The 14,695-nt window shown below is 66.0% G+C and carries 15 protein-coding genes; 7 read left to right on the top strand and 8 right to left on the bottom strand.

Translation table 11 applies throughout. The annotated features are described in order from the left end of the window. Window positions 1-35: 35 nt before the first annotated feature. Window positions 36-1,466: a 3-isopropylmalate dehydratase large subunit gene (leuC, locus tag BOS5A_RS06235; protein ID WP_151954287.1), complete on the bottom strand. Its 1,431-nt coding sequence runs from the start codon at window positions 1,464-1,466 to the stop codon at window positions 36-38. Between the two features lie 149 nt (window positions 1,467-1,615). Between leuC and BOS5A_RS06230 the strand changes: the two genes are divergently transcribed. Then, window positions 1,616-2,857: an MFS transporter gene (locus BOS5A_RS06230; protein WP_151954286.1), complete on the top strand. Its 1,242-nt coding sequence runs from the start codon at window positions 1,616-1,618 to the stop codon at window positions 2,855-2,857. Here the strand turns inward: BOS5A_RS06230 and BOS5A_RS06225 are convergent. From BOS5A_RS06225 to BOS5A_RS06195, 7 genes are all read right to left on the bottom strand, one after another. After that, a complete protein-coding gene (locus BOS5A_RS06225) occupies window positions 2,802-3,713 on the bottom strand; it encodes an alpha/beta hydrolase (RefSeq protein WP_151954285.1) in 912 nt (303 codons plus the stop codon). The two genes, BOS5A_RS06230 and BOS5A_RS06225, sit on opposite strands and share 56 nt — an antisense overlap. Continuing rightward, entirely contained in the window at window positions 3,713-4,348 is a 636-nt protein-coding gene (locus tag BOS5A_RS06220) for a CoA transferase subunit B (protein WP_151954284.1), read from the bottom strand. The genes BOS5A_RS06225 and BOS5A_RS06220 overlap by 1 nt, the downstream gene beginning before the upstream one ends. Window positions 4,349-4,361: 13 nt before the next feature. Next, entirely contained in the window at window positions 4,362-5,438 is a 1,077-nt protein-coding gene (locus BOS5A_RS06215) for an HAD family acid phosphatase (RefSeq protein WP_234419224.1), read from the bottom strand. Continuing rightward, window positions 5,435-6,154: a CoA transferase subunit A gene (locus BOS5A_RS06210; RefSeq protein WP_151954283.1), complete on the bottom strand. Its 720-nt coding sequence runs from the start codon at window positions 6,152-6,154 to the stop codon at window positions 5,435-5,437. The genes BOS5A_RS06215 and BOS5A_RS06210 overlap by 4 nt, the downstream gene beginning before the upstream one ends. A 79-nt stretch (window positions 6,155-6,233) precedes the next feature. Beyond that, the gene (locus BOS5A_RS06205; protein WP_151954282.1) at window positions 6,234-6,674 is read right to left on the bottom strand and encodes a GFA family protein; all 441 of its coding nucleotides are present in this window, start codon (window positions 6,672-6,674) and stop codon (window positions 6,234-6,236) included. 1 nt (window position 6,675) lies between these two features. Next, window positions 6,676-7,704, bottom strand: coding sequence for an aspartate-semialdehyde dehydrogenase (locus tag BOS5A_RS06200; RefSeq protein ID WP_151954281.1), 1,029 nt, complete (start codon window positions 7,702-7,704; stop codon window positions 6,676-6,678). A 209-nt stretch (window positions 7,705-7,913) separates the two neighbouring features. Continuing rightward, the gene (locus BOS5A_RS06195) at window positions 7,914-10,112 is read right to left on the bottom strand and encodes a S9 family peptidase (RefSeq protein WP_442800502.1); all 2,199 of its coding nucleotides are present in this window, start codon (window positions 10,110-10,112) and stop codon (window positions 7,914-7,916) included. Between the two features lie 187 nt (window positions 10,113-10,299). On the opposite strand from BOS5A_RS06195, the gene BOS5A_RS06190 reads away from it, so the two are divergent. From BOS5A_RS06190 to BOS5A_RS06165, 6 genes are all read left to right on the top strand, one after another. Next, a complete protein-coding gene (locus BOS5A_RS06190; protein WP_151954544.1) occupies window positions 10,300-11,352 on the top strand; it encodes a COX15/CtaA family protein in 1,053 nt (350 codons plus the stop codon). 116 nt (window positions 11,353-11,468) lie between these two features. Continuing rightward, entirely contained in the window at window positions 11,469-11,948 is a 480-nt protein-coding gene (gene rplM / locus BOS5A_RS06185) for a 50S ribosomal protein L13 (protein WP_151954279.1), read from the top strand. A gap of 3 nt (window positions 11,949-11,951) precedes the next feature. Beyond that, on the top strand, window positions 11,952-12,500 hold the full coding sequence (gene rpsI, locus BOS5A_RS06180) for a 30S ribosomal protein S9 (protein ID WP_151954278.1): 549 nt from the start codon (window positions 11,952-11,954) through the stop codon (window positions 12,498-12,500). Between the two features lie 207 nt (window positions 12,501-12,707). Beyond that, window positions 12,708-13,187, top strand: coding sequence for a hypothetical protein (locus BOS5A_RS06175; protein ID WP_151954277.1), 480 nt, complete (start codon window positions 12,708-12,710; stop codon window positions 13,185-13,187). 25 nt (window positions 13,188-13,212) lie between these two features. Beyond that, on the top strand, window positions 13,213-14,448 hold the full coding sequence (locus tag BOS5A_RS06170) for a DUF418 domain-containing protein (RefSeq protein WP_151954276.1): 1,236 nt from the start codon (window positions 13,213-13,215) through the stop codon (window positions 14,446-14,448). A 56-nt stretch (window positions 14,449-14,504) separates the two neighbouring features. Continuing rightward, window positions 14,505-14,675 carry a (2Fe-2S)-binding protein gene (locus BOS5A_RS06165; protein ID WP_151954275.1) on the top strand — a complete coding sequence of 57 codons (171 nt, stop codon included), beginning with the start codon at window positions 14,505-14,507 and terminating at the stop codon, window positions 14,673-14,675. The last annotated feature ends 20 nt before the right edge of the window (window positions 14,676-14,695 follow it).

Below are 14,695 nucleotides of genomic sequence, written 5' to 3'. Positions count from 1 at the left end.
AGTATCCGCTTCATGTGCCCCGACCCCTTTTATGGTTAACGCATCAACGTGCGGACATCGCTCAACCGCCCCGTGACCGCCGCCGCGGCAGCCATTGCGGGCGAAACCAGGTGGGTCCGCGCCCCCGGTCCCTGCCGTCCTACAAAATTTCGATTCGAGGTGGAAGCGCAGCGTTCGCCCGGCGGCACCTTATCCGGATTCATCGCCAGGCACATCGAGCACCCTGGCTCGCGCCACTCGAACCCTGCCGAGGTGAAAATGCGATCCAGCCCTTCCGCTTCGGCCTGTCGTTTCACCAGCCCGGACCCCGGCACGACGAGCGCGCGCACCCCGTCCGCCACATGACGCCCGTCAGCCACCCGCGCCGCTGCGCGAAGATCCTCGATCCGGCTGTTGGTGCAACTGCCGATAAAGACGTGTTGCACACCCACATCCTCCATCCGCATCCCCGGCGTCAGGCCCATATAGTCGAGTGACTTGCGCGCCGCCGCCTGCTTGGCAGGATCGGCGAAACTCTCCGGATCAGGCACGCTCCCGGTGATCGGCACGACGTCTTCGGGGCTGGTTCCCCAAGTGAGTGACGGCGCGATCTCGCTCGCATCCAGCGTCACCGTGCGGTCGTAGCGCGCGCCAGCGTCGCTCGGCAGCGTGCGCCACCACGCGACCGCCTTGTCCCAATCGGCGCCCTTCGGCGCCATCGGGCGGCCTTTCAGATAGGCAAAGGTCGTCTCATCGGGCGCGATCAGCCCGGCCCGCGCGCCGCCCTCAATCGACATGTTGGCGACCGTCAGCCGCCCCTCGATCGACATCTTGCGAATGACCTCGCCGGTATATTCGATGACATAGCCGGTGCCGCCCGACGCGCCGATCTTGCCGATGATCGCGAGAATGACGTCCTTGGGGCTCACCCCGAACCCCAGCGTGCCGTCGACGCGCACCTCCATCGTCCTCGACTGGGTCAGCAGCAGCGTCTGCGTTGCGAGCACATGCTCGACCTCGCTAGTCCCGATTCCGAAGGCGAGCGCCCCAAGCGCGCCGTGTGCCGATGTATGGCTGTCGCCGCAGACCAAAGTGGTCCCCGGCAGCGTAAAACCCTGCTCCGGCCCGACGACATGGACGATCCCCTGCTCGGCCGCGAGCGCGTCGATATAGGGCACTTCGAATTCGGCAACGTTGTGCCGCAGTGCCTCCAGTTGCGCTGCGCTCTCGCGGTCGGCGATCGGCAGCTCGCGCCCCGCTGCATCGACACGCGCGGTTGTCGGCAGATTATGGTCGGGCACCGCCAGCGTCAGATTGGGCCGCCGCACTCTGCGCCCGGCAACGCGCAGCCCCTCGAACGCCTGCGGACTCGTCACTTCATGGACGAGGTGACGATCGATATAGATCAGGCAGGTGCCGTCCTCGCGCCGCTCCACCACATGAGCGGCCCAGATTTTTTCGTACAGGGTGAGCGGTCGACTGGCCATTGGCTCGCCCTAGCGGATTGTTTCACGCACGCAAAGTCACGCGCTCCGTTTATTGCGCGGGCAGCCGGGACTATCTCATAGATCATAATCGATCCGGACCCATCGTTGCGGAGCGGCGTTGGACGCGAGGCTTTCGATGGAACCACATCATGCACGCGCCGCACCCACCCCCCCAGGCCAGCCGGCGCGCGCTCGACGCGACGAACTTCTTTCTGGCCGATGTACGCGACGGGCTTGGCCCCTATCTGGCCATCTACCTCGTTTCGGTGCGCGGGCCGACCCATGGCTGGAACGAGGCGACCGCCGGGCTGGTCATGACGATCGCCGGTATCGCGGGGTTGCTCGCGACGACACCGGCGGGCGTTCTCGTCGATCGAATCCGGGCAAAGCGCGCGCTCCTGGTTGCAGCAGCGCTCGCCGTCACACTGGCTTCGGTGGCGCTGCCTGCAGTCAGCGGCTTCACCGCGGTCACGCTCAGCCAGTCCATCGCCGCGGTCGCAGGTGCCGTCTTCGCGCCGGGCATTGCGGCGATCACGCTCGGCATCGTCGGCCCGCGCATGTTTACCCGGCGTGTCGGCCGGAACGAGGCTTGGAACCATGCCGGCAACGCCATATCCGCAGCACTCGCCGGGCTGCTCGCATGGAAACTCGGGCCGGTCGTCGTCTTCTGGCTGATGGGCGCACTCGCCGCGCTCAGCATCGTCGCGATCCTGCGCATCGATCCGCGCGCGATAGACCACGACGTCGCGCGCGGTTGTCCCGAAGGCGAGGCGGCCAAGGCGGCCGATACCTCATTTATCGGCACGCTCCGCCGTTCTCCCGCGCTCGCCGTCTTCGCAGGCAGCGCCTTCCTCTTCCACCTCGCCAACGCCGCGATGCTGCCATCGGTCGGCCAGGCGCTCGCGAAGAGCGTCGGCAGCGGGCAGGCGACGTCGCTGGTCGCTGCGTGCATCGTCGGCGCGCAACTGGTGATGGTGCCGACCGCGATCGTCGTCGGGCGCTATGCCGATGCGTGGGGTCACAAGCCGATCATGCTGTTCGGGTTCGCAGTGCTCGTCGCGCGCGGCATCCTCTACACGCTGTCGGACGCGCCGATCTGGCTGCTCGGCGTCCAGCTGCTCGACGGCATCGGCGCGGGCATTTTCGGGGCGCTGTTCCCGGTGGTGATCGCCGCGATCATGCGCGGCACCGGGCGATTCAACGCGGCGCAAGGCGTGGCGGCGACGATTCAGGGCCTCGGCGGTGCGCTGAGCACGACGGTGGCGGGCGGGATCATCGTCTGGGCTGGCTACACGCCGGCGTTCCTGACGCTCGCCGCGATCGGCGCGGCGGCATTTATCTTGTATTGGCTTGCGATGCCGGAGACGGCGCACGCGCCAGCGCGGCCTTGATGAACGCGACGCTGTTGGCGAGCACCGGCGCCTTGCCGCGGAAGGGCTTGGATAGCGCCATCGCGACATTCTCGTGGCTGAGGCCCGGGTAGTCGATATGCGTAACCGGCGCGCCCAGCGCCTTCAGTCGTGCGGTCAGATTGTTCGCGTTGTGCGCTTTGACCTGCGTGTCGTTTCCCGCGGACACGAGCAGCATCGGCGGCGCGTCGGCGCGGGCGAAGTGGATGGGCTGCGTCGTCACCGGATCGGCCGCGCCCTGAAACGCATCGATCGCGCGCTTGGCTGTGAAGGGGTAAAAGTCATACGGCCCGCACAGCCCGACCGCTGCCTTGATAATCCCCGGATCGACGCCCTCGGCACGCAGCCAGCGCTGGTCGAGCGCCAGCATCGCGACCGTATAGGCGCCCGCCGAATGCCCCGCGACGGCTAGCGTGTCGCGGTCACCACCGAACTCCGCGATATGATCGCGCGTCCACCTTACCGCTTCCGCGCCGTCCTGAAGAAACGCGGGAAACCGCACCTCCGGCACCTTGCGATAGTCGGGCATCACGACGACGAACCCGTTCTTCGCATAGGCCCGCGCCGCGAACGCATATTCGTCCCGCGTCCCGTGCGCCCACCCGCCGCCATACCAGAAGATCAACACCGGCAGATTTGTGCGCGGCCCGCCCGATGGCCGCCACACGTCCAGCTTCTGCCCGTGCGTCCCGAACGCGATGCCGGTCCCGACCCGCGCCGTCCCGCGCCCGCCGCCCATCAGGCCGTCGAGGAGACTCAGCATCCCCGGCCCCGCCGAATAGGCGGTCGCGCCGACCAGAATGGCGATCACCGCCGCGATGATCGCCAGCTGGCGCATCAGGCCTGGTAATGCGCCGTCGTCTTTGCGGCGACCTCGTCCGCCGTCACCCCGGGTGCCAGCTCGATGAGCCGGAACGGACTCGCATGATCGGGGCGCTGAAACACCGCGAGATCGGTCACGATCATGTCGACCACATTCTTGCCGGTCAGCGGCAGGGTGCAGGCCGGGATGAACTTCGGGTCGCCGTTCTTGGACGTGTGCTCCATCACGACGATGATCTTCTTCACCCCCGCGACGAGATCCATCGCGCCGCCCATGCCCTTGATCATCTTGCCGGGGATCATCCAGTTCGCGATATCTCCATTCTCGGCGACTTCCATCGCGCCGAGCACGGTCAGGTCGATATGCCCGCCGCGGATCATCGCGAAGCTGTCGGCGCTGGAGAAATATGCCGATTGCGGCAGCTCGCTGATCGTCTGCTTGCCGGCGTTGATGAGATCGGGGTCGACCTCGTCGTCATAGGGAAACGGCCCGATGCCGAGCATCCCGTTCTCCGACTGCAGCGTCACCGTCATGCCGTCCGGAATGTTGTTCGCGACGAGCGTCGGGATGCCGATGCCCAGATTCACGTAAAAGCCGTCGCGCAGTTCCTTCGCGGCGCGCGCCGCCATCTGGTTGCGATCCCAAGCCATATCTCGTTCCTTCTTACTTCGTCGCAGCGGCGGTCGGGGACCAACGCTTGTCCGCCGGGAAAACGTCGTCGAGCCCGCCCTTCAGCGCGGTGCCGTAGACCGGGTTGGGCAGGACGAACCAGCCATGTCCCCAGATCGTCTTCAGGGCCTTCGACGCTGCGAACGCGCGCCGCGCCTGGGGGCCTTCGCCGGGCGCGTTGAACAGGTCGCTGAAATCGCCGAGCTGATCGCCGACCATCGCGATAACGCAGTATTTGTCCGCGATCGCGGCGCGGCGCGCGTCCTTGCCGCTGCCGCCGCCTACATCGCCCTGCAACCAGAGCGTGCTGCCATGCGCAGCGGGGCCAAGGCCGGCGCGGGTCAAGGTCGCCGCCGTCTGCCCGGCATTCGCCGCTGCGCGATTGGAATTGTAGACGAAGGTCACCCCTACCGAATCCGCGACGGCCTTGGCTTCCAGGACGCCCGGCACCGCCGCTACGGCGTTCCCCCCGGTCTTCTCCCACGCATCCCAGCGCTGCGCATCATATCCCGTGCCGCGCTGGCTGTCGTCGGCCTCGTAACCGAGGTTCAGCAGCGACGTTTCGTCGACGTCGAGCACCACCGCCAGCGGCTTGTCCCCGCACGGCAGGAAACGCGGGCTGGCGAGCGTCGCGCCGGGCGCAAGCACGACCGAATCGACCTTGTCGCCGATGCGCCGGGCGGTCGCCTTCGCGACCATCCAGTCGTTGAGCGCGAGATAGGCCTGCAGGCTCGCCGCCGTCGCCTCGCCCGAGCCGTAGAGATACTGCATCCCCGCGGGCACTGAGGGGCCGCGCGCTGAAGCCGGCGCAGGAGCTGCCGCAACACCCGAAGGCGGCGGCAGGTTGCCGCGATAAATCTGGCCCGGCTGCGCAGTGCCGCCCAGTGCCGGTAGCGCCGCCGCTGCCCGGCGTTCCTCGCGGGTCGGCTTGCGCGGTGCGTCACGGTCCCGCTTGCCGATCTTGTTCTTCGCGATGACCCCGCCCGCCGCGACGGGAATCGCTGCCGCGACGCAGCCGCCGGTCAGCGAGGCCGCGCCCAGCAGCAGCGCGATCGACGCGGTCCGGCTCACGCCCCCACCCGTTCGGGCGCTCGCTCGCGCACGGTGCGGAACTCGATCTTCTTGTCGTAAGGTGCCCCCACGATCATCCGCTTCACATAGATGCCCGGCAGATGGATGCAGTCGGGATCGAGGCGGCCGACCGCCACGACCTCTTCGACCTCGGCGACACAGACCTTGCCCGCGGTCGCCATCGGCTGGTTGAAGTTGCGCGCCGTCTTGCGGAAAATCAGATTGCCGCTCTCATCCGCCTTCCAGCCCTTGATGATCGCCAGATCGGCGCGGATGCCGCGTTCGAGGATATAGTCCTCGCCGTCGAAGGATTTGACCTCCTTGCCCTCGGCCACCTGCGTGCCGACCCCGGTCCTGGTGTAAAAGCCCGGGATTCCCGCGCCGCCGGCGCGGCAGCGCTCGGCCAGGGTTCCCTGCGGACAGAACTCGACCTCGAGTTCGCCCGCCAGATACTGCCGCTCGAACTCCTTGTTCTCGCCGACATAGCTGGAGATCATCTTCTTTACCTGTCGCGTGCGCAGCAGCTTGCCGAGGCCCTCGCCGTCGATCCCGGCGTTGTTGCTCGCGATCGTCAACTGCTTCGTTCCGGCATCGCGGATCGCGTCGATCAGCCGCTCGGGAATGCCGCAAAGCCCGAATCCGCCTGCGCAGATCGTCATCCCATCGAAAAGCAACCCGTCGAGCGCGGCCGCGGCGTTGGGATACAGCTTCTGCATGGCAAATCTCTCCTGATCGCTCGCGCGCTTAGGACGCCGCGACGGGGCTGGTCAACCCAAGTTGAATAGGTATTCAGGTTCACCAGGAGCGCGTCAGGATGGTCAGGAATTCGGCCGCCGGCGCCGCCTCTTCAAATGTCGGGATGCCATCGGGCAGGATCACCCAGTCCTGTTTATAGGCGATGTAGATGTGCGCGCGACAATCCAGACGCTCGGAATCATCGAGTGTTCCGGCCCGGACAACGGCAACACCGGGCCGACGGGTGTTCGTGTTGTAGAGGCGCGAACGGCAGGTGCCGCAAATCCGCTGGGTCGAGGTGCGGTCGTCCGTCGTCTTCTCGTAGACTTCTACAGGACCGCTGATCGACAATGCCTGCTCCGGCACGAGCGCTTGGAGGCTGAAGGCGCTTCCCGTCCAGCGCTGGCACTGGTGGCAGTGGCAGGCATAGACCGGCGGCAGGGCATCGACCGCCAGTTCGTAGCGGACCGCACCGCACCGGCATCCGCCCGCGACAGTCACCTCAAGCCGCCTTCTTCAGATACCGCCGTCCCAGCAGTTCCGCGATCTGCACCGCGTTCAGCGCAGCGCCTTTGCGCAGATTGTCGCTCACGCACCACAGCGACAGGCCGTTATCGACGGTCGGGTCCTCGCGCACGCGGCTGACATAGGTCGCGAACTCGCCGACGCATTCGATCGGGGTCACGTAGCCGCCGTCCTCATGGGCGTCGACGAGCATGATCCCCGGTGCCTCGCGCAGGATGCTCTTGGCCCTCGCGGCGCTGATCTCGTCCTCGAACTCGATGTTGATCGCTTCGCTATGCCCGACGAACACCGGCACGCGCACGCACGTCGCGGTGACCTTGATCTTCGCGCCCATGATCTTCTTGGTCTCCACGACCATCTTCCACTCTTCCTTGGTCGATCCGTCGTCGAGGAAGCTGTCGATGTGGGGAATGACGTTGAACGCGATCTGCTTGGTGAACTTCTGCGGGGTCGCGGGGTCGCCGACGAAGATGTTGCGGCTCTGCTCGAACAGCTCGTCCATCCCCTGCTTCCCCGCGCCCGACACCGACTGATAGGTCGCGACGACGACCCGCCTGATCGTTGCGGCATCGTGCAGCGGCTTCAGCGCGACGACCATCTGCGCGGTCGAGCAATTGGGGTTCGCGATGATATTCTTGGCGCGGTAGCCGTCGATCGCGTCGGGGTTCACCTCCGGCACGATCAGCGGCACATCCGGGTCCATCCGGTAGAGCGACGAATTGTCGATCACCGTGCAGCCGGCCGCAGCGAATTTCGGCGCATAGACCTTCGTCGCTTCGGAGCCGATCGCGAACAGCGCGATGTCCCAGCCGGCGGGGTCGAAATGCTCGATATTCTGGACCTTCAGCATCCGGCCCGTATCGCCATATTCGATCTCGTCGCCCTGGCTGCGCGATGAGGCGAGCAGCGCGATCTCGTCGGCGGGAAACTCGCGCTCGGCGAGGATGTTGACCATCTCGCGCCCGACATTGCCCGTCGCGCCTGCGACCACGACCCGGTAACCCATCATATGCCTCCAACCGTCATGCCGAACTTGTTCCGGCATCCACCGCGGGACAAGCACCGTCGTCGCGGCTCTTGCAACACGGTGGTCCAAGGAACAAGTCGGGTTATCTACTGCGCCCTATGCCTCTGAATGTATCCCCGCGAAGGCGGGGATCCAGACTGGGCTCCCGCCTTCGCGGGAGCACATTGGGCAACTTGTGTAAGGGCTGACTATTTCGCCGGCTTGTTCTTCACCTCACGATCCAGAAACTCCAGAATGGTCCCCCACAGGTGCTGGCTGATCCCCGGCCCGCCCACGCGGTGGGTATAGCCGGGGTAGAACATCATCTCGAACGGCGTGTCGGTCTTCTGCATCTCGGCCACCGCCTTCAGCGAGTTGTCGAGGAAGACGTTGTCGTCAGACATGCCGTGGACGATCAGCAGCGGGTCCTTGATCTTGCTCGCCTCCGCCCAGGCGGTCGACGACGCATAGCTCTTCGGGTCCTTCGCCGGATCGCCCAGATACCGCTCGGTATAATGCGTGTCGTAAAGCTGCCAGTCGGTCACCGGCGCGCCCGAAACCGCTGCCGCATATACCCCCGGCGTCTTCTCCAGCATCTTCAGCGACATATAGCCGCCATAGGACCAGCCATAGGTCGCGATCTTCGCCGGATCGACGAACGGCAGCGACTTCAGATAGTTGGCGCCCGCCAGCTGATCGGCGACCTCGACGGTGCCCATCGCGTGCCAGATCTGGTCCTCGAACGCCTTGCCGCGATTATACGACCCGCGATTGTCGATCTTGAAATAGACCCAGCCTTGGCTGACGAGATATTGCGGCAGCACCCCCTGCCACCCGCGCGTCACCTGCTGGCCGGTGCCGGGGCCGCCATAATGTTCGAAGAACACCGGATAGCGCTTTCCCGCCTCCATCTTCGGCGTGACCATCTCCCAATAGAGTGTCGATCCGTCCGCCGCTTTCAGCGTCCCGAACTTCGTTTCCTGATGGCTGGCAAGATATGGATAATAAGGGTGCCCCGGGACCACCGCGTTCTCGTTGATCCATTCCAGCCGCTTGCCGCTGGTGTCCGCGAGATACACCTGCCCCGGCTGCTTCGGATTGGAGCGCGAGACGATGATCCGGCTCGCCGCCCCGTCCATGGTCGCGCCATTCCACCAGCCGCGCTCGGTCAGTCGCGTCGCGACGCCGGGCTTCGCGATGTCGACCGCGTAGAGTTGCTGCTCCAGCACGTCGTCCTTGTTGCCCGAAACATAGAGCCGCCCCTTCGCTTCATCGACGCCAACGAGATCGGTGACGACCCAGGGGCCTTTGGTCAGCTGCGTCCACTTGCCCTTGTTCCAGCGGTAGATGTGTCCGAAGCCATCGCGTTCGGAGCGCCAGATGAGGCTACCGTCCTTCATCCAGTGATACGCATCGGAAAGATTCAGCCAGCTCTTCGCGCCCGCCTTTTCGGTGAAGAGCACCTGGCTCTTGCCGGTTGCAGGATCGACCTTCAGAACGTCGAGCGTCCGTTGATCGCGCGACTGGCGCTGGACGATCAGCGCCGAGCCATCCGGCAACCAGTCGACGCGCGCCAGATAGATGTCGGGATCCTTGCCCAGGTCGACCTTGACCTGCCCGGTCCCGTCGGGCCGCATGACATAGAGATCGACGAGCACGTTGGGCGTTCCCGCCGCCGGATAGCGCTGCTCGAACGTCTTCGTACCCGACGCGCCGATCGCGGCCCGCGTGAAGACGTGCACCGGCGCCTCGTCGAAGCGCTCGACGGCGACCATCCGATCGTTCGGCGACCACCAGTAACCGGTGCGCCTGTCCATTTCCTCCTGCGCGACGAACTCGGCCTCGCCGAAATGGACGGTGCCCCCGCCCCCGTTCGTCACCGCGCGCGCCGCGCCGCCGGCCAGTGGCTGGACCCACAGATTCTGGTCACGCACGAAGCTGACGAATCCGCCCGCCGGGCTGATGACGGGGTTGAGTTCGCCGCCCGGCGTATTCGTCAGCCGTTGCACCGCGCCGGTCAGCGATGCGAGATAGAGGTCGCCATCGAGCGGGACGAGGATCGACTTGCCGTCGGGCGCCCAGTCATAGGCGACGATTCCCTTCGACCCCGCGATGCGCGCACGCTCGCGTTGCATCTTCTCCGCCTCGGTCAACTCCGCCCCGCTACCGACCTTCTTCGAATCGACGAGCATCCTCTCGGCGCCGGTGCGCGTGTCGCGCGCCCACAGGTCGAAGCGCTCCTTCTCGTCGGCGCGCGGGCGAAGCGAGGTCAGCAGGGTGCCATCCGGGGAAAGCCGCAGCGCACGCGGCTGCGTGCCCGACAGGTCCGGGCTGCCGAAGACGCGGTCGAGAGTCAGCACGCCCGCCGGGGCCTGCGCGGCCTTTGCGGGCGTCTTGTCAGCGGCCATCGCCATGCTTCCCACCGACGCTGACGCCAAAGCCAGTCCCACCACCCATGCGCGCATCCCGTATCTCCGTTGATCGGCAACTCGGCCGGTCGGCCGCACCGTTATACGGCGCGCGTTATCGCGAGCGCGAACGGCCGCGTAAAGCCCACGCTTGGCCTTGATCGGCGAGTGGAGTAACGCCGCGACCATGCTGATGACGAGCCCGGCCTTCGCCTCGACCGCGCGCCCGCGCGCAATCGCCCGCTGGCTGTTCCTGGTGGCGGCGCTCATCGTCGCGATGGTCGTCGTCGGCGGGATCACACGGCTCACCGAGTCCGGGCTTTCGATCACGCAATGGAAGCCGATCAGCGGCATCATTCCGCCGCTGACGCAATCGCAGTGGCAGGCCGAATTCGCCAACTACCAGCGCATCCCCGAATACAAAGCGTTCAACGCCGACATGACGCTCGCTGGGTTCAAGGCGATCTTCTTCTGGGAATATGTTCACCGCCTGCTCGGCCGGGTCATCGGCCTTGCCTTCGCCCTGCCCCTGATTGGGTTCGCGGTCCGCAAGCGCATTCCCAAAGGCTATGGCTGGCGCCTGACCGCGCTTCTCGCGCTCGGCGGACTGCAGGGCGCGATCGGCTGGTGGATGGTCGCCTCGGGCCTGTCGGTGCGCACCGACGTCAGCCATGTCCGCCTCGCGGTCCACCTCCTCACCGCGCTGTTCATTCTCTCCGGCATCGTCTGGACCGCGCTCGACCTGCTCCGCCTCGCGGCCAATCCGCTAGCCCGCCCCGCAAGACTGCAACCGGTCGCAATCGCGGCGCTCGGGCTTCTCTTCGCGCAGCTGATGTATGGCGCCTTCACCGCCGGGCTCGACGCTGGCTATGCGTTTGCCAGCTGGCCGCTCATGGGCGATGCGGTCTTTCCGGCCGGCGTGCCGATGATGACGCCCGAATGGCGCAATGCCGTCGACAATCCGATCGCCGTCCAGTTCATTCACCGCTGGCTCGCCTTCGCAGTGGCAGGCGCACTCGTGTGGCTCGCGATCTGTGCGCGTCGCGCCGGAACGTCGAGGGTCGCCGGCGTGGTGATCGGTCTCGTCGTCCTCCAGATCGCGCTCGGCATCGCGACGTTGCTGTCGGGGGTCGCGATCGAGATCGCAGTCGCGCATCAGGCGAACGCGGCCCTTCTGCTGATCGCGGCGGTCACCGCGGCACATACCATCGGGCAAGCCAAACACCCTGCGGTATTATAATACCCGTCAGCAAAGCCGCGGTTCGCTTGACATTCTGACGCGCCTCCAGCATTGGCGCCTCCATCGCGTCGCCCCTCGTAGGCGGCGCTTGGCGTTTTCATAAAGGTCGAACAGCCATGAAGGCTCTCATGAAGACCACCAAGGCGGCCAAGCCGCACGAGGTGGAGAAGAAGTGGCACATCGTCGATGCCGAAGGCCTGGTGGTCGGTCGTGCGGCGACGATCATCGCGAACGTGCTGCGCGGCAAGCACAAGACCAGCTTCACCCCGCACGTCGATTGCGGTGACAATGTCATCGTCATCAACGCCGACAAGGTGCGCTTCACCGGCAACAAGCTGCAGGGCAAGGTCTATTACCGCCACACCGGCTATGCCGGCGGCATCAAGGGCGTGACCGCAGGCAAGATGCTCGAAGGTCGCTTTCCCGAGCGCGTGCTGGAAAAGGCCGTCGAGCGGATGATCCCGCGCGGGCCGCTGGGTCGTCAGCAGATGCGCAACCTGCGCATCTTCGCCGGCACCGAGCATCCGCACGAAGCCCAGAACCCCGAAGTCCTCGATATCGCGGGCATGAACCGCAAGAACAAGGTGGGCGCGTAACACATGACAGACAACCGCCAGTCGCTTTCCGATCTCGCGAACCTGACGTCGGAAGCCCCAGCCTCGAAAGCCGTCTCCGGTTCTGCCGGTGGCGATGATGCCGCGCAGCAGGCACCCGTCCAGCAGCAAGCGTTCACACCGCTGCGCGAGCAGATCCTCGACAAGCAGGGTCGCGCTTACGCCACCGGTCGCCGCAAGGATGCGGTCGCCCGCGTCTGGCTGAAGCCCGGCACCGGCAAGATCACGGTCAACGGCCGCGACCAGGAAGTGTATTTCGCACGCCCGACGCTGCGCCTCGTCATCAACCAGGTGTTCGGCATCACCGAGCGCGAGGGTCAGTATGACGTGATCTGCACCGTCAAGGGCGGTGGTCTGTCGGGTCAGGCCGGCGCGGTGAAGCACGGCATCAGCCAGGCGATCACCCGCTACGAGCCGGTGCTGCGCGCGCCGGTGAAGGCGGCAGGCTTCCTGACCCGCGACAGCCGCACGGTGGAGCGCAAGAAGTACGGCCGGGCAAAGGCCCGCCGCAGCTTCCAGTTCTCCAAGCGCTGAGTGTGTCCAGGATTGCGCGGCAATCCCGAGACTCACTCTCGCCGGCCGACGGGGCGGCGAAGTCGCCTCGTTCGACGTCACGGATTACTCCGTGACGGCGCACCGTACGAAATGCGATCGGGCGGTCCCGCAACGGGCCGCCCTTTTTCATATTGCGGGCGACCGGCGCCAATGTCAGGCATTGAAGGAAGACTGGGGAGCAGGCGAGTGCTGGGGTTCGGCAGAAAGCGCACGGAATCGCGGGCACGGATCGCGGCAATTCAGGCGGACGGGCGCCGGGTGCGCGCGCATCTTGCCGCACAGCTGCTGTTCGCGACCGACCATCTGCAACTTGCGGCACGCCAGCTTTGGACTGACGCCTATTCTCGCGGCTATGTCTTCGGCGCCTTCGATGCGCTTTTGAGCGATTTGCCGCCCGAGCACCGCGACGACGCCACGACCGCAAATCTCATCCAAACCGGCTTCGTCAGCTTCTCGACCAATGCCTTTGCGATCGGCGAGCGCGAGGCGACCGAGGCACTGGCGGATCTCCGCCGCCGTCAGCTTGCCGCCCCCCTGCGCCATGCCATCGCCGACGGGCGCAGCGACGGGTTGCAGATGCGACAGGGAATGCCCGCGATGCTATGGCTCGCGCATCTGGTATCAATTTCCAAAGTGCATCCCGCCATACCAACGCGGGCGACGTGATCGGCACCCAATCGCGCGTGGTTGCATGACCTGCGCGTCGGAGTCCGGTAACGCCCGCATCGTCACGCTCGACTTTATCCGCGGCGTCGCGGTGATGGGCATCCTCCTCGCCAACCTCCCTGCCTTCGCCTTGCCCGAGGCCGCCTATTTCTCCCCCGCCGCCTGGGGTGGCCGCGCTCCGGCGGACATTGCCGCATGGGCCGCGACCTTCCTTCTCGTCGAGGGCAAGCTGCGCGGACTTTTCACGATGTTGTTCGGGGCATCGGCGCTGCTGGTGATCGAGCGCGCGCGTGCCACAGGCGAGAATCCCGCCGACATCCACCTCTCACGGATGGCGGTGCTGTTCGTCATAGGCTGCGCGCACCTCTATCTCTTCTGGTGGGGGGACATCCTCGCGCATTATGCGATCGTCGGCGCGCTCGCTTTTCTGTTCGTGCGGCTGCCGACGCGCTGGCTCGTTTTCACGGGACTGGCGCTTCTCGTCTGGCAATTCCTCGGTGACATACAGGCGGCGCTACGCGTGTTTGCGAGCGGCGCGCGCGATACGCCGCAAGCGGTCACGCTCTGGAACGGCATCGCCAACGGATTCGGCACGCCGCCCCCCGCGGCGCTCGCCGCAGAGATCGGCGCCAATCGCAGCGGCTTCTGGACCGCGGCAGTGTGGCGCTGGCAGCACAGCCCCACCCCGATCGCGTTCGCGCTGCAATTGTGGCCGGAGACGCTGGGAATGATGCTGCTCGGCATGGCCGGCCTGCGCTCGGGCCTCCTCACGGGCGATTGGCCCGCCGCCCGCTATCGCCGCTGGGCGGTCGTCTGCCTGCTGATCGGCCTCCCGATCCCGATCGCGCTCGCCGCCGCAACGCTCGGTCACGGCTTCGATCAACGCTGGGTATTCCTCGGTTCGGTCGGGCTTGCTGTCCTCCCGCGAACAGTGCTGATGATCGGTTATGCCGCATTGCTCGCGCTAGCTTGCCGACGGGGTGGGCGGCTCACGAACCGGATAGCCGCGGTCGGCCGCACCGCCTTCACCAATTACCTCGGCACGACACTGGTCATGACCGCGATCTTCTCCGGTTGGGGGCTTGGCCTGTTCGGGTCCATCCCTCGCGCTGCCTTGTATCTCATCGCGCCGCCCGTCTGGCTGCTGATGCTGGCATGGTCGCAGCCCTGGCTCGCCGGCCATCGCTACGGTCCGCTCGAGTGGGTGTGGCGCATTCTCGCGCGGCGCGAAGCCGTCCCCATGCGAAAAGCTCGCAATTAGGACTTGCGAGTGACTTTCAATAGCTGCTATTCAACTCCCGTCAGCGAGGGAGCGATATGGTCGTCTGCGTGTGTAATGCGATCCGGGAACAGCAGGTCCGCGAGGCTGCGCGCAACGGGTCCGCAACCGCCTGTCAGGCCTATCGATCGCTCGGCCGGCAGCCGAAATGCGGTCAGTGCATTCCTTTTGCGCGCGCCATCATCGACGAAGAGCGCACGGTCGCGTAGTCTTCCAGTTTCTATAGCAA

It is taken from the genome of Sphingomonas sp. EC-HK361 (assembly GCF_902498785.1).
Lineage (GTDB): Bacteria > Pseudomonadota > Alphaproteobacteria > Sphingomonadales > Sphingomonadaceae > Sphingomonas.
The sequence above is the reverse complement of the archived record's forward strand: the minus strand, read 5'-3'. Positions and strand labels throughout refer to the sequence as shown.